The organism is Mycobacterium sp. NGS24 (genome assembly GCF_059813065.1).
The window spans coordinates 47,930-69,515 of sequence record NZ_JCALDW010000026.1; the positions used below are offsets into that span (position 1 = coordinate 47,930).

The following is a 21,586-nucleotide window of genomic DNA, read 5'->3' on the forward strand; positions in this document are numbered from 1 at the left end:
AGAGGATGGCAGATGCCGCCGCCCGGCGACGAATGGATCAGCAGGGACGAGATCAAGGCTGTGATCGCGGCCCAACTCGGCTGCCCGACAGCCGATGTGGCAGATCACGACGACCTCATCCAGTTGGGACTGAATTCGATTCGCATGATGGCGCTGGCCGGGGGCTGGCGTAAACGCGGTGCTGCCATCACCTTCGCCGAGCTGGCGGCAGCCCCTACCGTCAATTCCTGGCACGGTCTGCTCAGCGCGGGTCACGCTGCAACGACGCCGGCCCCAACCGCCGAACCTGTTGACGAGACCGTCGCAGTGGACGAGCCGTTCCCGTTGGCGCCCATGCAGCATGCGTACTGGATCGGCCGGTCCGACGAGCAGGAGCTCGGCGGGGTCGCGGCCCACCTCTACGTCGAATTCGACGGCCCCGCAGTAGATCCGCAACGACTCGAGCGGGCGGTGGCCGATCTGGTTGCGGCGCACCCGATGCTGCGTACCCGGTTCCTGCCGGACGGGACGCAGCAGACCATGCCGAAGCCGGGCAAACCGGTCTTTACCGTGGTCGACCTTCGCGGACACGATCCCGGCAGCAGCCGAGCCGCGCTGGAGCAACTACGCGAGCGCAACACGCACCAGCGGCTGTCCATCGAGGAAGGCCAGGTCCTCGACGTCACGCTGAGCCTGCGTGACGGCGACCGCAGCCGATTGCACCTCGACATCGACATGCTCGCCGGCGACGCGATGAGCTACCGGATCCTGATCTCGGATCTGGCCGAGTTGTACCAGGGCGCAACGCCGTCCGCCCCGGGTTACACCTATCGGCGATACCGCACCGAGCGGCAGACGGACACCGCGGCGCGGGACCGGGATCGGCAATGGTGGCAACAGCGACTGCCCGAGCTGCCGGGCGCACCGGAACTGCCCACGGTCGCGGTGGCGGATCGCGTTGCGTCGCAACGCACTGTCCGTTACGACCACTGGCTCGCGCCGGAAGCCAAGGCCCGTTTGGTGGCCGGTGCCCACGCGCGCGGGGTCACCCCGGCCAATGTGTTGGCGGCGGTCTTCGCGGACACCATCGGCGGCTGGTCCGCCCAGGATAGATTCCTGCTCAATGTGCCACTGTTCCAACGTGAGTCGGTGCATCCCGACATCGACCGCGTGGTGGGCGACTTCACCTCGTCGATCATGCTGGAGGTCGACGTCAGCGATAACGTGTCGGTGGCCGAGCGGGCCCGCGACCTTCAGCGCCGCATGTACGAAAGTGGCGCGCACTCGGCGTATTCGGGCCTCGAGGTGCTCAGAGACCTGGGCCGGCACCGTGGTGAGCCGGTGCTGGCACCCGTGGTCTTCACCAGCGCGCTGGATCTCGGCGAACTGTTCGCGGACACGGTGATCGAGACTTTCGGTGAGCCGGAATGGATCATCTCGCAAGGTCCCCAGGTGCTGCTCGACGCCCAGATCACCGAGTTGCGAGGCGGACTGCTGATCAACTGGGATGTCCGGCAATCGGCATTTCCACCGGGCCTGATCGACGCCATGTTCACCAGGTTCACCAAAACGGTGCAACGCCTCGCCCAGTGCGAAGCGGCCTGGGACGCCGAAGCGGCGGTGCGGTTGCCCAGCACGCAGGCGACGGTGCGCGCCGCGATCAACGCGACTGACGGACCGGTCAGCGGCCGGTGCCTGCACCAGGGTTTCTTCGACCACGCCGCGGCCGAACCGGACACCCAAGCGGTGGTGTGGGGGGTGCACGGGTCAACCGGCGGCTGGACCTACGGTGACCTCGCGCAGCAGGCGCTTTCGGTGGCCGGGGCGCTCCGGGCGCAGGGCGTCCGACCGGGTGACACCGTTGCGGTCCAGTTGCCCAAGGGCCGCGATCAAATTCCCGCCGTGCTCGGGGTGTTGGCCGCCGGAGCCACCTATGTGCCGATCGGATCCGATCAACCGGACGTGCGCCGTGCGAAGATCCTGCAGACCGCCGATATCGTGGCGGCGCTCACCGCCGACGGGACCGATATCGGACCGGGCATCACCTGTCTGTCCATGGCTGCCGCACGCCGGTTTCCAAAACCGTTGCCGGAACCGGTATTTCCGGATACCGCCGCAATCGCGTACGTGATCTTCACCTCCGGCTCGACGGGAATGCCGAAGGGGGTCGACGTCCCGCACAGCGCGGCGATGAACACCATCGACGCGGTCAACGAATGGTTCGATGTCGGCAGCGCCGACCGGGTGCTGGCGCTGTCCGCACTCGAGTTCGACGCCTCCGTGTACGACATCTTCGGCATGTTCTCGGTGGGCGGTTCGCTGGTAGCCGTCGACGCGCAGGAGAAGGCCGCGGCCACCATCTGGGTGGAATTGCTGCGCCGGCACCGGGTTTCGATCCTCAATTGTGTGCCGAGCATGCTCGACATGATTCTGGAGCTCGGCGGCGACCGGCTGGGTGACTCGTTGCGGGCGGTCACCCTCGGCGGAGACTGGGTGGGAGCCGACCTGGCGCGCAGGTTGGCCAAGCAGGTGCCGGGCTGCCGTTTCTCCGGCCTGGGCGGAGCCACGGAGACCGCCATCCACAACACCATCTGCGAAGTGGTGGGCGAACCGCCGGCGCACTGGACCACGGTGCCGTTCGGTGTGCCGCTGCGCAACGTGCGCTGCCGGGTGGTGTCGCCGTCGGGTCGCGACTGCCTGGACTGGGTGCCCGGTGAATTCTGGGTGGGTGGCGCCAACGTCGCCGCCGGCTATCGCAACGACGCCGAGCGCACCGCGCAGCGTTTCGTCGAGCACGACGGTCTGCGTTGGTACAAGACGGGGGACATGGCCCGGTACTGGCCGGACGGCACCATCGAGTTCCTCGGCCGGGCCGACCATCAGGTGCAGATCCGCGGGTACCGAGTCGAACTCGGCGAGGTCGAGAGCGCGCTTCGCACGGTGCCCGGCGTGCGCCACGCCGTCGCAACCGTCGTCGGGGCCAACGCGCCCAAGCTCGTCGCCGCGGTCTCCGGCGACCCGGTTGACACCGACGCCGTCAGTGCGGCGGTCGCCGACCTGCTGCCCGGTTACATGGTGCCTACCCGGGTCGTCTACCTGGATCGAATTCCGTTGACCTCCAACGGCAAATTGGACCGGCGCGCGGTGCTGGCACTACTCGAACCGGTCGCGGCCTCGGGCATTCCCGCCAGCGAGCCGCGCACCGATCTGGATGCCGCCCTCGTCGAGATCTTCGCCGAGGTACTCGGCGTCGAGTCGGTCGGGGTGCACGACGATTTCTTCGCGCAGGGGGGTGACTCGGTGCTGGCCACCACAGTCGTCGCCCGCATCCGCGAATGGCTCGACGTGGATCACGCAGTGGTCTCCGACCTGTTCGCCACCCGCAGCGTCGCCGGGCTGGCCGACCGGCTGCAGCAGCGGGAGGCGCAGCGCGGCACACCGGGTCGGTTGAGCGTCATCGCGCGGCACTACCTCGACGTCGCGGCGTTGTCCGACGAAGAGGTGCTTGCCGAAGGCTGAGTGGGCGTTGCCACAGTTTCCGGCGCAGCGCAGTGGCTACACAGCTACTCATGCCGGTTACACAGCTCAGCCACAGCCTCGCCGGACCGTTGCGCGCTAGCGTGATGTAACGCAACTTGACTCACAAGCGAAACAACAGTCACATTGACCACACCCGACCGGGTGCGAACAGGGGGACCTCCATGCAGTTCATCACATCCATCGTCGTCGGAGCGGCGGCGGTGGCGACCATCGGCGCCGCAGCCGGTGTCACCTCGGTCACGGCGCAGCCCGGCTACCAGGTTCAGCCCGCCGCCTTCGGTGCGCCGCTGCCGCAGGACCCGGCGCCCACCGCCGCGGTCCCGACCGCAGCGCAGCTCACCGGCATCCTCACCAGCCTTGCCGACCCGAGCGTGTCCTTCACCAACAAGAGCAACCTGGTCGAAGGCGGAATCGGCGGGACTGAGGCGCACCTCGCCGACCACCAGCTGAAGAAGGCCGAAAAGAACGGACAGCTGCCCCTGTCGTTCAGCATTGCCAACATCGCGCCCGCCCCCGGCGGATCAGCGACTGCTGACGTCTCGGTCTCCGGTCCCAAGCTCTCCCCGCCGGTCACCCAGAGCGTCACGTTCGTCAACCAGGGCGGTTGGGTGCTGGCGCGCAGCTCGGCGATGGAACTGCTCAAGGCCGCCTCACGCTGATCGGGCGCGAGCAGACGCAAAAGCACCCTTTTCCCACGTGAAAAGGGTGCTTTTGCGTCTGCTCGGCCCGGCTACGGCGAAGCCATGTCCATGTCATAGACCCGGGCATGCAGGACGGTGCGGTTCCGCAGCGCCGCCCGCACCGCTCGGTGCAGGCCGTCTTCCAGGTAGATGACGCCCCGCCACTTGACCGCGTGCGGAAACAGATCGCCGTAGAAGGTGGAGTCCTCCGAGAGCAGGCGGTCCAGCTCCAGGACCCTGGTCGTGGTGACCAACTCGTCGAGGCGGATCTGCTGCGGTGGGATCTGGGACCAGTCCCGGTAGGTCAACCCGTGTTCGGGGTAGGGCTTGCCCTCGCGCACGCCTTTGAAGATCACCCGCCAAAGGCTAGTCGCCGCACCGCGCCGATGAGGCGTTGGCCACGGATCGCCCGGTTGTCGGGTGCGCTGCAGCTGAGACCGTAAAATGAAGCCTGTTTCAGGTACCCAGGAGGTGAAGAGTCAATGGCCAGCGCGGACGAACGTCGCTTTCAGGTGTTGCACGCCATCGTTGCCGACTTCGTCGCCACCCACGAACCGATCGGCTCGAAGTCTCTGGTGGAACGGCACAATCTGGGCGTCTCCAGTGCCACCGTCCGCAACGACATGGCGGTGCTCGAGGCCGAGGGGTACATCACCCAGCCGCACACCAGTTCCGGGCGGGTGCCCACGGAAAAGGGCTACCGCGAATTCGTCGATCGCCTCGACGACGTCAAGCCGCTGTCCTCGGCCGAACGCCGCGCCATCCAGGCTTTCCTGGAATCCGGTGTCGACCTCGACGACGTGCTGCGGCGGGCGGTGCGCCTGCTGGCTCAGCTGACCCGGCAGGTGGCCGTGGTGCAGTATCCGACGCTGTCCACGTCGACCGTGCGCCACCTGGAAGTGATTGCGCTGACCCCGGCCCGGCTGCTGATGGTGGTCATCACCGACTCCGGCCGGGTGGACCAGCGCATCGTCGAACTCGGTGATGTCATCGACGACCACCAGCTCACCCAGCTGCGCGAGATGCTGGGCCAGGCGTTGATCGGCAAGCGGCTGTCCGCGGCCTCGGTGGCGGTGGCCGACCTCGCCGGCCGGCTGCACGGCGGCGACGGACTGGGCGATGCGGTCGGCCGCTCGGCGACGGTGTTGCTGGAATCGCTCGTCGAGCACACCGAGGAGCGCCTGTTGTTGGGCGGCACCGCCAATTTGACCCGTAACGCGGCGGATTTCGGCGGTTCGCTGCGGCCCATCCTGGAAGCCCTCGAGGAACAGGTGGTGGTGCTGCGGCTGCTGGCCGCGCAGCAGGAAGCGGGCAAGGTCACGGTGCGCATCGGCCACGAGACCGAAGCCGAGCAGATAGCCGGCACCTCGATGGTGTCCACCGTCTACGGCAGCCACGACACCGTCTACGGCGGCATGGGCGTGTTGGGTCCCACCCGGATGGACTATCCGGGAACCATGGCGAGTGTCGCAGCGGTTGCCATGTATATCGGCGAAGTGCTGGGTGCTCGTTGACCCGGCTCCGGAGTTTGTGAACCGCCCCCGCGAGGGGGCCTAGAAAGGGCTGATCGTGGCACGCGATTACTACGGGTTGCTCGGCGTGAACAAAGGCGCCAACGACGCCGAGATCAAACGCGCCTATCGAAAGCTGGCGCGCGAGCTGCACCCCGACGTCAACCCAGACCAGGCGGCGCAAGCGAAATTCCAGGAGATCAGTGCCGCCTACGAGGTGCTGAGCGACCCGGAGAAGCGCCGGATCGTCGACCTGGGCGGTGACCCGCTGGAAAGCGCCGGTGCCGGTAACGGCTTCGGCGGCTTCGGTGGGCTGGGCGATGTCTTCGAGGCGTTCTTCGGCGGAGGTTTCAGCGGTGGCGGCTCCCGCGGACCGGTCGGCCGGGTACGGCCCGGTTCGGACTCGCTGTTGCGGATGCGCCTTGATCTCGAGGAGTGCGCGAACGGCGTCACCAAGCAGGTCGCCGTCGACACCGCGGTGTTGTGTGACCGCTGCCAGGGCAAGGGCACCAACGGCGATTCGGCGCCGGTTCCCTGCGACACCTGCGCTGGTCGCGGGGAGGTGCAGAGCGTGCAGCGCTCGCTGCTGGGCCAGATGTTGACCTCGCGGCCGTGCCCCACCTGCCGCGGCGTGGGCGTCGTCATCCCCGATCCGTGCTACCAGTGCATGGGCGACGGCCGGGTGCGCGCCCGGCGCGACATCACCGTCAAGATCCCGGCCGGCGTCGCCGAGGGGATGCGGGTGCGGCTCGCCGCGCAGGGCGAGGTGGGCCCGGGCGGTGGGCCGGCCGGCGACCTGTACGTCGAGGTCCACGAGCAGGCTCACGACATCTTCGCCCGGGAGGGCGACGACCTGCACTGCTCGGTCTCGGTGCCGATGGTCGACGCCGCCCTCGGCGCCACGGTGACGCTGGATGCCATTCTGGACGGCCCCAGCGAGATCGTGATCCCGCCGGGCACCCAGCCGGGGTCCACCATCACGCTGCGCGGCAAAGGGATGCCGCAGTTGCGATCCGGCGCCCGCGGGGATCTGCACGTGCACGTCGAGGTGGTGGTACCCACCCGCCTGGACCACCATGACACCGAATTGCTGCGTGAGTTGAAGAGCCGCCGCAACCGGGACGTCGCAGAGGTTCGCTCGGCGCACGCCGGTGGTGGCGGCCTGTTCAGCAGGCTGCGCGAGACGTTCACCGGCCGCTAGCTTTCCGGGGCTCATATGGTGGCCACGCTGTTCTACGTCGACGCGCTGCCCGACGCCGGTTCGCTGGTGGTCGTGGACGGTGACGAGGGCTTCCACGCCGCCACCGTGCGACGGATCCGCCCCGGCGAGGAGTTGGTGCTCGGCGACGGTTGCGGCGGGCTGGCCCACAGCGTGGTGGAACACGCCGGACGCGACGGGTTGCGGGCCCGGGTGCTGCAGCGCTGGACCGCCGCCGCCGCGGCGCCGGCGGTGACGGTGGTGCAGGCGCTGCCCAAATCCGAGCGCTCCGAGTTGGCCGTCGAACTGGCCACCGAAGCCGGTGCCGATGCTTTTCTGGCCTGGCAGTCGGCGCGGTGTGTCGCCTCCTGGGAGGGGGCGCGGGTGGAGAAGGGGTTGCGGCGGTGGCGCGCGGTGACGCGTGCGGCGGCCCGTCAGTCCCGTCGGGCATACATCCCGCAGGTCGAGGGGGTGTTGTCCACCAAGGCGCTGGTCGCGAGAGTGCGCGATCGAGCCGCCGGCACCCTGGTGCTCGTGTTGCACGAGTCGGCGACCGATCGTCTTGCTGATGTTGTTGTGGCGCAAGCTGATTCGGTGCTACTCGTGATCGGCCCGGAGGGTGGCATCACGCCCGACGAGATCCAGGCGCTGACCGGCGCCGGGGCGATCAGTGTGCGGCTCGGCCCGACCGTGCTGCGCACCTCCACCGCGGCGGCCGTGGCGTTGGGCGCGCTGGGCGTGCTCACCCCGCGCTGGGATTCGCCGGCCGACTGTGAAGTTGACGACGGGACACGCCGATGACCCGTCGCAGGATCCACAGTGGACGCTCAGATGCGGACGCGTAGCTCGCCGACGCCGTCGCCGCTGAGCTGATCGAGCGCCCACGGGCGTCCGGCCAGCACCGAGGCGAGTTGCGCGGCCCCACCACTGACCCGCAGTTCGCCGCTCCCGTGCGTCCAATCTGTGTCGGTGGCATGCAGATTCAGGCCGCGTGCCCGCGCGGCGGCCGGCACGAACGGATTGGGCACTCGCACCTGGGTGTCGAGCACTGCGACCAAGCATTCCGGTGCCACCTCTGGTTGCCGGCCGAGTGCGAAAGCGATGTCGAGCTCGTGAATCACGTGATCGCCCAACAGGAGTCGGCGCGGAAAGAGGCGGCCGAGGCCACGGGGCCGCTCGGTCAGGGCTGCGAAATCGTCGACGAGTTCGACGGGGCTGCGCCGCTGCGCACAGTCAACGGCCAGCGCGGTGTTGGCGCGGTCGAACGAGCCGCGGTGGGCAGCCATGGCCACGGCCACGGTGACCGGCGACGATCCGTAGCCGATGACGAGGTGAGCCAGCACCTCGTGGTTGGTCCATTCGGCGCACAGGCTGGGCTGGGCCCAGTCCGCGTCCGTCCGGCTCTTGGCGAACTGGACGAAACGAATATCGTTGGTATGCAACAGGTTACGCAACACGGAGGTGCTCCCGCAGGAATTCGGTCTGGTCGGCGAGCAGGTCGGCCAGCAGCGGCGGGTGGTAGATCTGGAAATGGTCGCCGTCGTAGTGGCGTGCGACTCCGCGCGGTGCCTGCCGGGCCACGTCTTCGGCGTGGCGCGGATCCATCAGCGTCTCCCGGTCCGACACGCACACCAGCAATGGTGCGGCGATCCGGCGGGCCGCTCGCTTGGCGCTGGTGACGGCGATCTCGACCACGTTGCAGGCGGCGATGCGGTTGTCGAAGGTGCCGCCCGGATCCACTGTCGAGTCCCACCCGTCTGCGGCGCCCGCCACGGTGACCGCTGCCAGGGTGCCCGGCTGCCCGACGATCGGGACGTAGTGGCGGCGCCGTCGCAGGGCCGCGCGGCCGGCATCGGCGACAATGGCCGGCCCGATCCGCAGCACCGCCGACGGACCCAACCTGGCGAGGACGGCGGGCCCGTCGACGATGGGGCACTGCACCACCACGGCGGCCAGCCCGGTGTCTGCCGCGGCGACCCGCAGCACATGCATGGCGCCCAAGCTGGTGCCCCACAGGGCGACGCGGGTGGCGTCGACCTCGGCAGTGCGCGCACGTGCCGCACCGCGGCCACGATGTCCTGGCGATGGCGGCGCAGGCTGAGTCGCTGCCGCGGGGTGCCCTCGGAGTCGCCGAGGTTGCGGTAGTCGAAAGCCAGGGTGGCCAGGCCGGCGGCGGCGAAGTGCCGTTCGTAGCGGGCCAGCGCCATGGTGTGGTTGGCGCCCAGGCCGTGCGCAAGGACCACGCAGGGGTGCGGTCCGGCGCCGTCCGGTCGGGTGAGCCAGGCGGCGCAATGAGTGCCGTGCGAAACGAATGCGGTGCGGGTGGTCATGAGCCCCTCCTGATAAGTACGGTGTACGTGTTGTACTATGCGTACGTTGTACGTGTCAACCGGAAGGAGAAGTTCGTGCGGGCGCGCTTCACCGTCTCCGAGATCGCCAGGGCCGCGCTGGACATCGTCGACCGCGACGGACTGGGCGGGCTGAGCATGCGGTCGTTGGCCGGGTCCCTGGGCACCGGCCCGATGACGCTCTATAACTACGTCAAGGACCGGGGTGAACTCGAGGAGCTGGTCGCCGAGGCGGTCATCGCGGAAATCGTCATCCCGGCGCCCACCGAGGATTGGAGTGCGGATGTGCGCGCGATCGCGATCGCGATGTGGGAGACGGTGCGTCGACACCCCAACGCCGTCCCGCTGGTGCTGACCCGGCGCACCGTGTCGGCCTCGAGCTATCTGGCGGCGGATCGGCTGATCGGCGCCCTCGCGCGCGCCGGGCTCACCGACGTCGACCTGTTGGCCGGCTTCCGGGCCGTGCTCGGACTGGTAATGGGCACCGCGCAGGCGGAGCTGGCCGGACCGCTGGCCGGCGCCGGGCGGGACCGCGAACAGGGTGACGTGGCGGCGCGGATGGGCGCGCTCGCCGGCGTCCAGCATCCGCACATCGCCGCTCTGGCGCAGGTCAGCCGCAAATCGACGGCGGCACAGGACTTCGAACGTGGTCTGCAGATCTTGCTCGCGGGCGTTGAATCATTGGGAAGCGGCAGTGCGGCTTCGCTAGACTGAGGTGCCCCGTCCGACAGGCCAGAAATCAGGTAGCAGAGACCACGTGACGCCCCGCGAGACCCGCGCTGCTGAGGCTGCTCGTCAGCCCAACTCTCAAGTGCGCAGCAGCATCGACGTTCCGCCCGACCTCGTCGTGGGCCTGCTCGGCTCGGCCGACGAGAATCTGCGTGCTCTCGAGCGCGACCTCAGTGCGGGGCTGCATGTGCGCGGCAATACCGTCAGCATCTCCGGCGAGCCCGCCGACGTGGCGCTCGCCGAACGCGCGGTTGCCGAGTTGGTGGCCATTGCCGGTCGCGGCCAGTCGCTGACACCGGAAGTGGTGCGTCGCAGCGTCGCCATGCTCGTCGGCACCGGCAACGAATCGCCGGCCGAGGTCCTCACGTTGGACATCCTGTCGCGGCGCGGCAAGACGATCCGGCCCAAGACGCTCAACCAGAAGCACTACGTGGACGCGATCGACAACCACACCATCGTGTTCGGGATCGGCCCGGCCGGCACCGGCAAGACGTATCTGGCCATGGCTAAGGCCGTGCACGCGTTGCAGACCAAGCAGGTGACCCGGATCATCCTGACCCGCCCGGCGGTGGAAGCCGGTGAGCGCCTTGGCTTTCTGCCCGGCACGCTCAGCGAGAAGATCGACCCCTATCTGCGGCCGCTGTACGACGCGCTCTACGACATGATGGATTCCGAGCTGATCCCGAAGCTGATGTCGGCCGGGGTGATCGAAGTGGCGCCGCTGGCGTACATGCGTGGTAGGGCGCAGCCGTTGTCCACGAAAGTCCTTACGCCGGAAGGGTTCCGGCTGATCGGCGACCTTGAAGTCGGAGACTTCGTCATCGGCTCGGACGGCCACCCGACGAAGGTATTAGGGGTCTATCCGCAAGGTTTCAAGGAAATCTATCGCGTCTCGACCCAGGACGGCTCGTCGACATTGGCGTCCGGGGATCACCTCTGGTCGGTCTACACGCGATCTGATCGGCGTCGGGGCAAGCCCGCTCGTGTGCTGCAGACCAAAGAGATGATCGGCAACCTGCGGGCGGCGCACTACCACCGCTACGAACTGCCGCTACTGAGTGCGCCGGTCAGCTTTGCGCCGCGGCCAGTCCCGCTCGATCCGTACGCGCTGGGCTTGCTGCTGGGCGACGGGTGCATCACATGTGCGACGACACCAACCTTTTCGACCGCCGATCCCGAACTGGCCGCAGCGTTGGCCCGGCTGATTCCCGGCATCGAGATGCGGCAAACGTCAGAATTGGAGTACGTGCTCAACCGCGCCGGTCGTCCCCGCGGGTCGATGCCGAACCCGGTCACGGTTGCACTGCGCCAGCTCAACCTGGCGGGCACGACATCGGATACCAAGTTCATTCCGAAGGATTACCTGCTCAACTCGCCTGATGTACGGCTGGCGGTCCTGCAGGGTTTGCTCGACAGTGACGGAGGTCTCGTCAGTCAGCAGGGCCGCAGGTGTCGTATTCAGATGACGACGGTCTCCGACCGGTTGCGCGATGACGTGACCTTCCTTGTTCAGTCACTCGGCGGTGTCGTTTACCAGCGCACCCGGCCTGCCGGGGGACGGAAACCAGGACTCGCTGGAGGCCGAGCGGTCTATTACCGATCGGACGCCAACACTGTGAGCATTCGTCTGCCTGCCGGCCTCGTTCCGTTCCGGTCGACTCGGAAAGCGGTCAAGTACGAAGCCGACAGCGGCGGTCATCCGATGCGATTCGTGGACAGCATCGAGCCAGCCGGAACTGAAGAAGCAGTGTGCATCCAGGTCGCGGCGGCGGACTCGTTGTACGTGACCGAGGATTTCCTGCTCACCCATAACACGTTGAACGACGCGTTCATCGTCCTCGACGAGGCGCAGAACACCACCGCCGAGCAGATGAAGATGTTCCTCACCCGGCTCGGCTTCGGGTCCAAGGTCGTGGTCACCGGTGACGTCACCCAGGTCGACCTGCCCGGCGGCGCGCGATCAGGCCTGCGGGCGGCGGTCGACATCCTCGACGACATCGACGACATCCACATCGCCGAGTTGACCAGCCAGGATGTGGTCCGCCATCGGCTCGTCGGGGAAATCGTCGACGCCTACGCGCGGTACGAGGAGCCTGGAAACGGCATGAACCGGGCGGCTCGGCGGGCATCCGACGGTCGCAATCGTCGATGATGAGTGCGTGAACGTCATATGAGCATCGAAGTCTCCAACGAGTCCGGCATCGACGTCTCGGAAGTCGAGCTGGTCAGCGTCGCGCGGTTCGTCATCGCGCAGATGGACGTCCACCCGGCCGCCGAACTGTCCATGGTGCTGCTGGACACCGCGGCCATGGCCGACCTGCACATGCGCTGGATGGATCTGCCCGGGCCAACCGACGTGATGAGCTTCCCGATGGACGAGCTCGAACCGGGTGGACGGCCCGACGCGCCCGACCCGGGACCGGCCATGCTCGGTGACATCGTGTTGTGCCCGGAATTCGCAGCCAAGCAGGCGGCCGCTGCGGGCCACAGTCTCGGACACGAACTGGCGCTGCTCACCATTCACGGCGTGCTGCACCTGCTCGGCTACGACCACGGCGAACCCGCCGAGGAACGCGAGATGTTCGCGCTGCAGGACCGGCTGCTCGAGGAATGGGTGGCCGAACAGGTCGAGGCGTATCAACTCAATCGGCAGGAAGAACGCGACCGCCGGTTATTGGACAAGTCAAGGTATTTCGAGAATTGACCGGCCTGTCGCAAGTGCTCGGTGCGATCGTGTTGATCGGTCTGGGCGGACTCTTTGCGATGCTCGACGCCGCCGTCAGCACGGTGTCCCTGGCCCGCGTCCAGGAGCTGGTGCGCGACGAGCGGCCCGGCGCCCAGGCGTTGCAGAAGGTCGTGGCCGATCGGCCCCGCTACATCAACTTGGTGGTGTTGCTGCGCATCGTGTGCGAGATCACCGCGACAGCGCTATTGGTGGTCACTTTCCGGGATCACGTGAGCCACCACTGGGGACTGTACTACGCGGCGGCCCTGATGGTCGTCACCAGTTTCGTCGCCATCGGTGTCGGTCCGCGCACCCTCGGCCGCCAGCACGCCTACTCGATTGCGCTGGCGACCGCGCTTCCGCTGCAAGTGATGTCGTGGTTGCTGATGCCGGTCAGCCGGTTGCTGGTGTTGCTGGGCAACGCACTCACCCCCGGCCGCGGTTTCCGCAACGGGCCGTTCGCATCCGAAATCGAATTGCGCGAAGTCGTCGACCTGGCTCAGCAGCGCGGCGTGGTGGCCGCCGACGAGCGCCGGATGATCGAGTCGGTTTTCGAACTCGGCGACACTCCGGCGCGCGAGGTGATGGTGCCACGGACCGAGATGGTGTGGATCGAGGGCGACAAGTCCGCCGGACAGGCGATCGCGCTGGCGGTGCGCAGCGGACATTCCCGCATCCCGGTGATCGGCGAGAACGTCGACGACATCCTCGGGGTGGTGTATCTGAAAGATCTGGTGCGGCAACGGTGGTTCGCCGGCGACGCCAGTCGCGAGTCGTCGGTGGCGCAGGTGATGCGCCCGGCGGTTTTCGTGCCGGACTCCAAACCGCTGGACGCGCTGTTGCGTGAAATGCAGCGCGACCGCAACCACATGGCGCTGCTGGTCGACGAATACGGCGCCATCGCAGGACTGGTGAGCATCGAGGACGTCCTGGAGGAGATCGTCGGGGAGATCGCCGACGAGTACGACGAAGCCGAGACCGCGCCGGTGGAAGAGCTGGGGGACAACCGCTTCCGGGTGTCCGCCCGGTTGCCGATCGAGGACGTGGGCGAGTTGTACGGTGTCGAGTTCGACGACGATCTCGACGTGGACACGGTGGGCGGCCTGCTGGCACTGGAATTGGGCCGGGTGCCGCTGCCGGGTGCCGAAGTGGTTTCGCACGGCCTGCTGCTGCACGCCGAAGGCGGCCGTGACCACCGGGGCCGGGTCCGGATCGGCACCGTCCTGCTCAGTCCGGTCGAGACGGAAGAGGACGACGATGAGTGAGCTCCTCGACGAGTTGGGGACGCTGTGACCAGCGACGAATTCCGTTCCGGCTTCGTGTGTTTGGTGGGACGCCCCAACACCGGCAAGTCGACTCTGACCAACGCGCTCGTCGGTGCGAAAGTGGCGATCACCTCGATGCGTCCGCAGACCACCCGACACACCATTCGCGGGATCGTGCACCGGGAGAACTTCCAGATCGTGCTTGTGGACACCCCGGGTCTGCACCGGCCGCGCACCCTGCTGGGTAAGCGCCTCAACGACCTGGTCCGCGACACCTACACCGAGGTCGACATCATCGGGCTGTGCATCCCGGCCGACGAACCGATCGGTCCGGGGGACCGCTGGATCGTCGAACAGATCGCGTCGGTCGCCCCGAAGACCACGCTGGTGGCCATCGTCACCAAGATCGACAAGGTGCCGAAAGACCGGGTGGCCGCCCAGCTGGTGGCGGTCAGCGAACTCGTTCCGACAGCGGCCGAAATCGTCCCGGTCTCAGCCGTTTCCGGTGCGCAGGTGGACGTGTTGATCGAGGTGCTGGCCGCGGCGTTGCCGCCCGGTCCGGCTTACTACCCTGACGGCGAGCTGACCGACGAACCCGAAGAGGTGCTGATGGCCGAGCTGATCCGCGAGGCCGCCCTGGAAGGGGTGCGCGACGAGCTGCCGCATTCGCTGGCCGTGGTGATCGACGAGGTCGAGCCGCGCGAGGGGCGCGACGACCTGATCGATGTGTACGCCGTGCTGTATGTCGAGCGGGACAGCCAGAAAGGCATCGTGATCGGCAAGGGCGGCGCGCGTCTTCGCGAGGTGGGCAGCGCCGCACGCACTCAGATCGAGAAGCTGCTCGGCACCAAGGTGTATCTCGACTTGCGGGTCAAGGTGGCCAAGAACTGGCAACGCGATCCCAAACAGCTTGGGCGCCTTGGCTTCTGAGTCGCCACCATGCGATGCCCTACCGCGACACCTGCCGCGACCGCCGCTAGCGCCTTCGCGACGGCGGCTGCCGGACGCTGTGCATGGGCGGCACGTTGTTGCCGGTGTTCCACCACACCTCCGGCTGCTTGGCCGCCCAGCCGCTGACGGCTTCCAGTTCGGCGGCCAGCGAGATCAGCATGCCTTCGCTGTTGGCCGGGCCCATCAGCTGCACGCCGATCGGCAGCCCGTCGGAGGTGAAACCGGCCGGCACGTTGATCGACGGCCAGCCCAGCACGTTCCACGGCCAGGTGTACGGGCACGCCGCGATGATGGCGCGGTCGGTGGCTACGGCGCTCATCCGGTCGAAGGCCCGCGCCTGCGGCGGCGGCTGAGCGGTGGTCGGCGCCAGCACCACGTCGACGATGTTGAAGATCGACCGCACCCGGCGCTGGTCGGCCGCCTCGTGCCGGCGCGCGCTGCGCAGCGTCGCTTGCGAAAGCATGTGGCCGGTGCGCATGTTGGCCAGCGTGCGGGGGTCCCAGTCGACGCCGTCGCCTATCCGCTCCTGCCAGGCCCAGAGCGCAGAGGTGGACCTGGCCAGAAAGTCCCAGGACAGCCGCAGTCCATAGTCGGGGTTGCCGTTGACCACCTTGTGGCCCAGCAATTCCAGTTGTTCGCCCACCTGCTGGGTGGCGGCCAGGATCTCAGGATGCAGCTTGGTCCGGAAGAAGGTGTACGGGAACCCGGTGGACAGGGCGATCTTCAACGGACCGGGCGCGATGCTCACATAGTCGGACGCTGTCAGCGGGGGAGGTTTGTGCAGGTCACCTTCGACGTTGCCGGAGGCCGCATCCAGCACCAGCGCCGCGTCGGCCACGGTGCGGGCCAGCACGCCGTGCACCGTGAGGCCGTTGAACGATTCGGGTTCCGGCCAGGTGGAGATACGGCCACGCTGGGGTTTGATGCCCACCAGATGGGTCCAGGCGGCCGGGATACGCACACTGCCGGCGCCGTCGGAACCGATGGCCGCGGTCACCAGGCCGGCCGCCACAGCAGCCGCGCTGCCCCCCGACGAGCCGCCCGGAGTGTGCCGGCGCGACCAGGGGTTGCGGGTGTGCCCGAACCCGGGACCGCTGGTGAACGGCCACTGGCCCAGTTCGCACGTGTTGGTCTTGCCGACGATCACAGCGCCGGCTGCCTTGAGGCGGCGAACGACCTCACTGTCCTGGGTGGCGGGCCGGACGTATCCGTCGGTGCCGAATGCGGTCGGCACGCCAGCAACGTCGACGTCGTCCTTGACCGCAATCGGGATGCCCAGCAGCGGCGCGGTGTCGCCGGCGGCGCGGCGGCGGTCGGCCGCGGCGGCGTCGGCCAGCGCCGACTCGGTGAGCACCACCCGGAAAGCGTTCAATGTGGACTGGCTCACATCGATGGCGTGCAGGGATCGCCGAGCCAGCTCGGCGGCGGTGACTTTACGGGTGGCCAGCTGATACAACAGGTCGGTCAACGTGGGCAAACGCTGGTAGCCGGAGCCGGAAGAGGCCCCGGAACCGGACTGAGAAGCGCCGACCACGGGGTACGAGACTATCGGCGCGGATCCCCGCAATGTCGCGGCGGGGTGCAAAACTAGTGCGATGCGGCTGTATCGAGACCGGGCTGTTGTGCTGCGTCAGCATAAGCTCGGCGAAGCCGACCGAATCGTCACCTTGCTGACCCGTGATCACGGGTTGGTCCGAGCGGTCGCCAAAGGGGTGCGTCGCACCCGCAGCAAATTCGGTGCTCGATTGGAGCCGTTCGCGCACATCGACGCGCAGCTGTATCCGGGCCGCAACCTCGACATCGTCACCCAGGTCGTTTCCGTGGACGCGTTCGCCACCGACATCGTCAGCGACTATGGCCGCTACACCTGCGGGTGCGCGATATTGGAGACCGCCGAACGCCTGGCCGGGGAGGAACGCGCCCCCGCACCGGCTCTGCACCGGCTCACGGTCAGCGCGCTGCGGGCGGTAGCCGACGGTCGCCGGGCCCGTGAGCTGCTGCTGGACGCCTATCTGTTGCGTGCCATGGCCACCGCCGGGTGGGCGCCGGCGCTGACCGAATGTGCCCGCTGTGCCACACCCGGTCCGCATCGGGCGTTCCACATCGCCGCTGGGGGCAGCGTCTGCGCGCACTGCCGTCCGGCCGGGGCGACCACGCCGCCGCTGGGCGTGGTGGACCTGATGTCGGCGCTGCACGACGGTGACTGGGCCAGCGCTGAGCGGTCGTCGCAAGCGCACCGCAGCTACGTCAGCGGGCTGGTCGCCGCCCACCTGCAGTGGCATCTGGAGCGACAACTCAAAACGCTGCCGCTGGTGGAGCGGGACTACCGGGCCGACCACACCCTGGCCGACCGCCGCGCCGCGCTGATCGGGCAGGATAGCGAGTGTGGCTAAGGCCGAGCGGAAGCTGACGTCGGCGGACTTCCCCCAACTGCCCCCGGCGCCCGAGGACTATCCGACCTTTCCCGACACCTCGACGTGGCCCGTCGTCTTCCCGCAGCTGCCACCGTCACCCGACGGGGGGCCGCGACGCCCGCCGCAGCACACGTCCAAGGCGGTCGCGCCCCGAATCCCGGCCGCCCAGTTGCCCAATCATGTCGCCATCGTGATGGACGGCAACGGCCGCTGGGCCACTCAGCGCGGCCTGAGCCGCACCGAGGGTCACAAGATGGGCGAGGCGGTGGTCATCGACATCGCTTGCGGCGCAGTCGAACTCGGGATCAAATGGCTGAGCCTCTACGCCTTCTCCACGGAGAACTGGAAGCGGTCGCCCGAAGAAGTGCGCTTTCTGATGGGCTTCAACCGCGACGTGGTACGGCGCCGTCGCGAAATCCTCAACGAGATGGGGGTCCGGATCCGCTGGGTGGGTTCCCGACCACGCCTGTGGCGCAGCGTCATCAACGAACTGGCGATCGCCGAGGAAGTCACGAAGAACAACGACGTCATCACCATCAACTACTGCGTCAACTACGGTGGCCGCGCCGAGATCGCCGAAGCCACCCGCCGCATCGCCGAACAGGTCGCGGCCGGCCGCCTCAACCCAGACCGCATCAGCGAGTCCACGATTGCCCGTCACCTGCAGCGTCCCGACATCCCGGACGTGGACCTGTTCCTACGCACCTCTGGGGAGCAGCGATCCAGCAACTTCATGCTGTGGCAGGCGGCCTACGCTGAGTTCATCTTCCAGGACAAGCTGTGGCCCGACTATGACCGCCGCGATCTGTGGGCCGCGTGCGAGGAATACGCCTCCCGCAATCGACGGTTCGGGAGCGCCTGATGCCGTCGCTGCAGCAACGCCTCGCCTCGATTCTGAGCGATGTGCTGACCGTCGAGGAGGAAGCCGACGGTGCGCTGACCGTCCGGCATGGGGGCACTTTCGCTTCGTTGCGGTCGGTGAACATCGTCGAAGACCTCGACATGGTGGCGCTGACCCAGATATTGGCCTGGGATGTGCCGCTGTCCCGAAAGCTCAGCGACCAGGTGACCAGGCAGGCAAGGGATTTGAACTTCGGGTCGGTGACGCTGTTGCAGAAGGGCAAGACCGCCGATGTGATGCTGCGCTACAACTTCCCCGGCGCCGGCCTGACGGATGACGCGCTGCGCACGCTGATCTTGTTGGTGCTGGACAGCGGGGCGCGGATTCGCGGTGAGCTGACCGGCTGACCGCATCGGTCAGCGGCAGTCCGAGCAGGTGCCGAAGATCTCGATGGTGTGGCTGACATCGGAGTAGCCGTATTTGGCGGCTACTTCGGCCGCCCAGGTCTCGACTTCGTGGTCGCCCACCTCGATGGTGGAGCCGCAGCTGCGGCACACCAGATGGTGGTGATGATGATCCGAGCACCGGCGATAGACCGATTCACCGGTGTCGGTTCGCAGCGTGTCGACCATGCCTGCGGTGGCCATCGACTGCAGCGTGCGGTAGACGGTGGTCAGCCCGATGTTCTCCCCGCGGCGGCGCAATTCGTCGTGCAGTTCCTGGGCCGACCGGAACTCGTCCAGCGTCTCCAGCAGCGACGAGATGGCCGCCCGCTGCCGGGTGGAACGGACACTCACCTCAGTCACGGCGCCACTCCTTCGCTCCGTCCCCCGCGAGCGGGAGATGCCCCTGCACCCGTGTCGGCGCGGGTGCCGGTCATGCGAGGTCCTCGCCGGCGTGGTCGACTGCGTCGAGCACGATGTGCGCCAGGTGGTGGTCGGCGAGCCGGTAGAGCACTTCGCGACCCGACCGCTCCCCGGCGACCACCCCGGCCGCCTTGAGGATCTTCAGGTGCTGGCTCACCAACGGCTGAGGCACGCCCAGCGCGTCGACCAACTCGTGCACGCAGCGCTGGGATTCGCGCAACTGCAGCACGATCGCGATCCGCACCGGGGCGGCCAGCGCGCGCAGCAATTCCCCGGCGGCATCCAGAATTTCGCGGGACGGCGGCGTCGGATACACGGGGTGTGCCCCGAACCCGTCAGCACCGTGCTCGTGCGGCCCGACCAGGTCGTCATCGGCGGCAGTTGGAGTCGACGGCGACGTCACCGTAAGAGTCACCACCTCATCGATTGACCAGCCATGCCGAGCCACCAAGCATGCCCAAGTACCTTGCATTCGGACCGCTCTCCACTGTCACATGCATGATGATGCATGTCAAAGACCGGCACGACGGTCGCTACCATGACTGATGTTTTACGGGCGGCGGTCATGTCGCCTGCGCCGGCCAGCACTTCCGAAGGGAGCACACGCCCCGTGGCGTCTGTAATCGACAGCGTGGTCAACCTGGCCAAACGCCGTGGCTTCGTGTTCCCTGCCGGCGAAATCTACGGGGGCACCAGGTCGGCGTGGGACTACGGCCCGCTGGGCGTCGAACTCAAAGAGAACGTCAAACGCCAGTGGTGGCGGGCGGTGGTCACCGGCCGCGACGACGTCGTGGGACTCGACTCGTCGATCATCCTGCCGCGCGAGGTGTGGGTTGCCTCCGGTCACGTCGAGGTCTTCCACGATCCGCTGGTGGAGTGCCTGAACTGTCATAAGCGGCACCGGCAGGACCATATGCAGGAGGCCTTCGCCCTGAAGAAGGGTCTGCCCGATCCTGAGGCCGTGCCGATGGCTGAGATTGTCTGCCCGGACTGCGGCACCAAGGGTCAATGGACCGAACCGCGCGAATTCAACATGATGCTCAAGACGTATCTCGGTCCCATCGAGACCGAGGAGGGACTGCACTATCTGCGCCCAGAGACCGCCCAAGGCATCTTCGTCAACTTCGCCAACGTGGTAACGACCGCGCGCCGCAAGCCGCCGTTCGGCATCGGGCAGATCGGGAAGAGCTTCCGCAACGAGATCACCCCCGGCAACTTCATCTTCCGCACCCGCGAGTTCGAGCAGATGGAGATGGAGTTCTTCGTCGAGCCCTCGACGGCCAAGGAGTGGCATCAGTACTGGATCGACACCCGGCGTGAGTGGTACATCGATCTGGGTATCGATCCGGAGAACCTGCGGCTCTACGAACATCCCAAGGAAAAGCTGTCGCATTACTCCGACCGCACCGTCGACATCGAGTACAAATTCGGCTTCCAAGGCAACCCGTGGGGGGAGCTGGAAGGCGTCGCCAACCGGACCGACTTCGATTTGTCAACGCACACAAAGCATTCCGGCACCGACCTGTCGTTCTACGATCAGGCCGGCGACACCCGCTACACCCCCTACGTCATCGAGCCTGCGGCCGGTCTGACCCGTTCGTTCATGGCGTTCCTGATCGACGCGTACACCGAGGACGAGGCGCCCAATGCCAAGGGTGGCATGGACAAGCGGACGGTGCTGCGACTCGACCCTCGGCTGGCGCCGGTCAAGGCCGCGGTGCTGCCGTTGTCCCGGCATGCAGACCTCAGCCCGAAGGCGCGCGACCTGGCCGCCGAGTTGCGCAGATCCTGGAACATCGACTTCGACGACGCCGGTGCGATCGGCCGGCGTTATCGCCGCCAGGACGAGATCGGTACGCCCTACTGCGTGACGGTCGACTTCGACTCGCTCGAGGACGACTCGGTCACGGTGCGGGAGCGCGACGCCATGACGCAGGAGCGCGTTGCCATCGGCAACGTCGGCGACTACCTCGCGGTGCGTCTCAAGGGCTGCTGATGCCGTCGCTTTCGCGGCCCCCGTTTATTGGTCGCCCACGCCATTCTTGCCGTGGCAGCTTTCCCGCCGGGGGCGCCAATGCCGATAGCCGGAAAACGAATTCCGGAAATTGCCGAAACGGCGACCCCATCCGGCCCGCCGGTGGTACCTACCGCAGCACCGGCAGCGATGGTCCTGCCAACCTCCGGTCCGTGCAACCGGACGGGAGTCCCGGTGGCGAACAGTTCCCGGATCTTGCCTCCGACGACGGTGTTTCGGGACGTTCCAGAGTTTCGTCCGTCAATATCGGGCCGCGATTTCTGAGCATTATTTGATATCTCCGCGACCGGATTCGGGTGGGAATGTCCAATTTCTGGACTCTCCACTGGACACTTGTCTGGTCACGCACAGGGTTGCCCCGGAAAAGCGGGAGAATCGTCAGAGATTGGCCTGAACCTCGGAGACTTTTCGTCGAAATGGGCTTACGATTCGGCCGTGGACTGTTTCGGGTGACGGACGCCACACTGGGAAGGCGCCGCTGACGCGGCTGGCTTGGTTGGGGTT

19 protein-coding genes and 3 pseudogenes are annotated in these 21,586 nt (G+C 67.4%); 16 read left to right on the forward strand and 6 right to left on the reverse strand.

Annotation, left to right across the window (positions count from 1 at the left end; all coding sequences use genetic code 11):
- The first annotated feature begins 12 nt into the window (after positions 1–12).
- On the forward strand, positions 13–3,498 hold the full coding sequence (locus tag AC5Y6Y_RS23715; protein WP_499930532.1) for a non-ribosomal peptide synthetase: 3,486 nt from the start codon (positions 13–15) through the stop codon (positions 3,496–3,498).
- A gap of 182 nt (positions 3,499–3,680) precedes the next feature.
- Complete coding sequence (locus AC5Y6Y_RS23720; RefSeq protein WP_499930534.1) at positions 3,681–4,178, forward strand: MTB12 family secreted protein; 498 nt, start codon at positions 3,681–3,683, stop codon at positions 4,176–4,178.
- A 71-nt stretch (positions 4,179–4,249) separates the two neighbouring features.
- On the opposite strand, the gene AC5Y6Y_RS23725 is transcribed toward AC5Y6Y_RS23720, so the two are convergent.
- Positions 4,250–4,555, reverse strand: coding sequence for a type II toxin-antitoxin system VapB family antitoxin (locus AC5Y6Y_RS23725; protein ID WP_499930536.1), 306 nt, complete (start codon positions 4,553–4,555; stop codon positions 4,250–4,252).
- A 126-nt stretch (positions 4,556–4,681) separates the two neighbouring features.
- Between AC5Y6Y_RS23725 and hrcA the strand changes: the two genes are divergently transcribed.
- Genes hrcA through AC5Y6Y_RS23740 form a run of 3 tightly spaced genes read left to right on the forward strand, consistent with a single transcriptional unit; the run spans position 4,682 to position 7,709 of the window.
- Entirely contained in the window at positions 4,682–5,713 is a 1,032-nt protein-coding gene (gene hrcA / locus AC5Y6Y_RS23730) for a heat-inducible transcriptional repressor HrcA (RefSeq protein WP_463824787.1), read from the forward strand.
- Positions 5,714–5,768: 55 nt separating this feature from the next.
- On the forward strand, positions 5,769–6,911 hold the full coding sequence (gene dnaJ, locus AC5Y6Y_RS23735; protein ID WP_463824786.1) for a molecular chaperone DnaJ: 1,143 nt from the start codon (positions 5,769–5,771) through the stop codon (positions 6,909–6,911).
- A 15-nt stretch (positions 6,912–6,926) separates the two neighbouring features.
- The gene (locus AC5Y6Y_RS23740; RefSeq protein WP_499930538.1) at positions 6,927–7,709 is read left to right on the forward strand and encodes a 16S rRNA (uracil(1498)-N(3))-methyltransferase; all 783 of its coding nucleotides are present in this window, start codon (positions 6,927–6,929) and stop codon (positions 7,707–7,709) included.
- A 26-nt stretch (positions 7,710–7,735) separates the two neighbouring features.
- On the opposite strand, the gene AC5Y6Y_RS23745 is transcribed toward AC5Y6Y_RS23740, so the two are convergent.
- Together AC5Y6Y_RS23745 and AC5Y6Y_RS23750 are read right to left on the reverse strand one after the other, a co-directional pair.
- Positions 7,736–8,350 (reverse strand): maleylpyruvate isomerase family mycothiol-dependent enzyme, encoded by a 615-nt coding sequence (locus tag AC5Y6Y_RS23745; protein ID WP_499930540.1) that lies wholly within the window; start codon positions 8,348–8,350, stop codon positions 7,736–7,738.
- A gap of 4 nt (positions 8,351–8,354) precedes the next feature.
- Entirely contained in the window at positions 8,355–8,900 is a 546-nt protein-coding gene (locus AC5Y6Y_RS23750) for a hypothetical protein (protein WP_499930542.1), read from the reverse strand.
- A gap of 62 nt (positions 8,901–8,962) precedes the next feature.
- On the opposite strand from AC5Y6Y_RS23750, the gene AC5Y6Y_RS23755 reads away from it, so the two are divergent.
- The 7 genes and pseudogenes from AC5Y6Y_RS23755 to era all read left to right on the forward strand — a co-directional run bounded on the left by AC5Y6Y_RS23755 (position 8,963) and on the right by era (position 14,905).
- Positions 8,963–9,970, forward strand: coding sequence for a TetR/AcrR family transcriptional regulator C-terminal domain-containing protein (locus AC5Y6Y_RS23755; protein WP_499930544.1), 1,008 nt, complete (start codon positions 8,963–8,965; stop codon positions 9,968–9,970).
- Between the two features lie 43 nt (positions 9,971–10,013).
- Positions 10,014–10,727: pseudogene (locus AC5Y6Y_RS23760) on the forward strand (PhoH family protein); the annotation flags it as partial.
- A gap of 537 nt (positions 10,728–11,264) precedes the next feature.
- Positions 11,265–11,534: pseudogene (locus tag AC5Y6Y_RS23765) on the forward strand (LAGLIDADG family homing endonuclease); the annotation flags it as partial.
- 264 nt (positions 11,535–11,798) lie between these two features.
- A pseudogene (locus tag AC5Y6Y_RS23770) lies at positions 11,799–12,137 on the forward strand (PhoH family protein); the annotation flags it as partial.
- Positions 12,138–12,155: 18 nt separating this feature from the next.
- Entirely contained in the window at positions 12,156–12,689 is a 534-nt protein-coding gene (ybeY, locus tag AC5Y6Y_RS23775) for an rRNA maturation RNase YbeY (RefSeq protein WP_463824781.1), read from the forward strand.
- Positions 12,686–13,975: a hemolysin family protein gene (locus tag AC5Y6Y_RS23780; RefSeq protein ID WP_463824780.1), complete on the forward strand. Its 1,290-nt coding sequence runs from the start codon at positions 12,686–12,688 to the stop codon at positions 13,973–13,975. The genes ybeY and AC5Y6Y_RS23780 overlap by 4 nt, the downstream gene beginning before the upstream one ends.
- A 24-nt stretch (positions 13,976–13,999) precedes the next feature.
- Complete coding sequence (gene era, locus AC5Y6Y_RS23785) at positions 14,000–14,905, forward strand: GTPase Era (RefSeq protein WP_463824779.1); 906 nt, start codon at positions 14,000–14,002, stop codon at positions 14,903–14,905.
- 46 nt (positions 14,906–14,951) lie between these two features.
- Here the strand turns inward: era and AC5Y6Y_RS23790 are convergent, their stop codons facing one another.
- Complete coding sequence (locus tag AC5Y6Y_RS23790; protein WP_463824778.1) at positions 14,952–16,460, reverse strand: amidase; 1,509 nt, start codon at positions 16,458–16,460, stop codon at positions 14,952–14,954.
- Between the two features lie 61 nt (positions 16,461–16,521).
- Between AC5Y6Y_RS23790 and recO the strand changes: the two genes are divergently transcribed.
- From recO to AC5Y6Y_RS23805, 3 genes are read left to right on the forward strand one after another with little or no spacing between them, the layout of a single operon-like run.
- Positions 16,522–17,319, forward strand: coding sequence for a DNA repair protein RecO (gene recO / locus AC5Y6Y_RS23795; protein WP_463824777.1), 798 nt, complete (start codon positions 16,522–16,524; stop codon positions 17,317–17,319).
- Positions 17,312–18,202, forward strand: coding sequence for a decaprenyl diphosphate synthase (locus AC5Y6Y_RS23800; RefSeq protein ID WP_499930547.1), 891 nt, complete (start codon positions 17,312–17,314; stop codon positions 18,200–18,202). Before recO ends, AC5Y6Y_RS23800 begins: the two co-directional genes overlap by 8 nt.
- Positions 18,202–18,588, forward strand: a complete 387-nt coding sequence (locus tag AC5Y6Y_RS23805) for a hypothetical protein (RefSeq protein ID WP_499930549.1) — start codon at positions 18,202–18,204, stop codon at positions 18,586–18,588. Before AC5Y6Y_RS23800 ends, AC5Y6Y_RS23805 begins: the two co-directional genes overlap by 1 nt.
- 9 nt (positions 18,589–18,597) lie before the next feature.
- On the opposite strand, the gene AC5Y6Y_RS23810 is transcribed toward AC5Y6Y_RS23805, so the two are convergent.
- A complete protein-coding gene (locus AC5Y6Y_RS23810) occupies positions 18,598–18,987 on the reverse strand; it encodes a Fur family transcriptional regulator (RefSeq protein ID WP_463824774.1) in 390 nt (129 codons plus the stop codon).
- Positions 18,988–19,057: 70 nt separating this feature from the next.
- Positions 19,058–19,462: an ArsR/SmtB family transcription factor gene (locus tag AC5Y6Y_RS23815; RefSeq protein WP_463824940.1), complete on the reverse strand. Its 405-nt coding sequence runs from the start codon at positions 19,460–19,462 to the stop codon at positions 19,058–19,060.
- A gap of 150 nt (positions 19,463–19,612) precedes the next feature.
- Between AC5Y6Y_RS23815 and AC5Y6Y_RS23820 the strand changes: the two genes are divergently transcribed.
- The gene (locus AC5Y6Y_RS23820; protein WP_499927747.1) at positions 19,613–21,043 is read left to right on the forward strand and encodes a glycine--tRNA ligase; all 1,431 of its coding nucleotides are present in this window, start codon (positions 19,613–19,615) and stop codon (positions 21,041–21,043) included.
- Positions 21,044–21,586: the final 543 nt, after the last annotated feature.

Coding starts and splice junctions, on each gene's coding strand:
- AC5Y6Y_RS23820 (WP_499927747.1), top strand. CDS start 19,613: ATGTCGCCTGCGCCGGCCAGCACTTCCGAAGGGAGCACACGCCCCGTG.
- ybeY (WP_463824781.1), top strand. CDS start 12,156: ATGAGCATCGAAGTCTCCAACGAGTCCGGCATCGACGTCTCGGAAGTC.
- hrcA (WP_463824787.1), top strand. CDS start 4,682: ATGGCCAGCGCGGACGAACGTCGCTTTCAGGTGTTGCACGCCATCGTT.
- AC5Y6Y_RS23805 (WP_499930549.1), top strand. CDS start 18,202: ATGCCGTCGCTGCAGCAACGCCTCGCCTCGATTCTGAGCGATGTGCTG.
- AC5Y6Y_RS23715 (WP_499930532.1), top strand. CDS start 13: ATGCCGCCGCCCGGCGACGAATGGATCAGCAGGGACGAGATCAAGGCT.
- AC5Y6Y_RS23740 (WP_499930538.1), top strand. CDS start 6,927: ATGGTGGCCACGCTGTTCTACGTCGACGCGCTGCCCGACGCCGGTTCG.
- recO (WP_463824777.1), top strand. CDS start 16,522: ATGCGGCTGTATCGAGACCGGGCTGTTGTGCTGCGTCAGCATAAGCTC.
- AC5Y6Y_RS23720 (WP_499930534.1), top strand. CDS start 3,681: ATGCAGTTCATCACATCCATCGTCGTCGGAGCGGCGGCGGTGGCGACC.
- AC5Y6Y_RS23750 (WP_499930542.1), bottom strand. CDS start 8,900: ATGCATGTGCTGCGGGTCGCCGCGGCAGACACCGGGCTGGCCGCCGTG.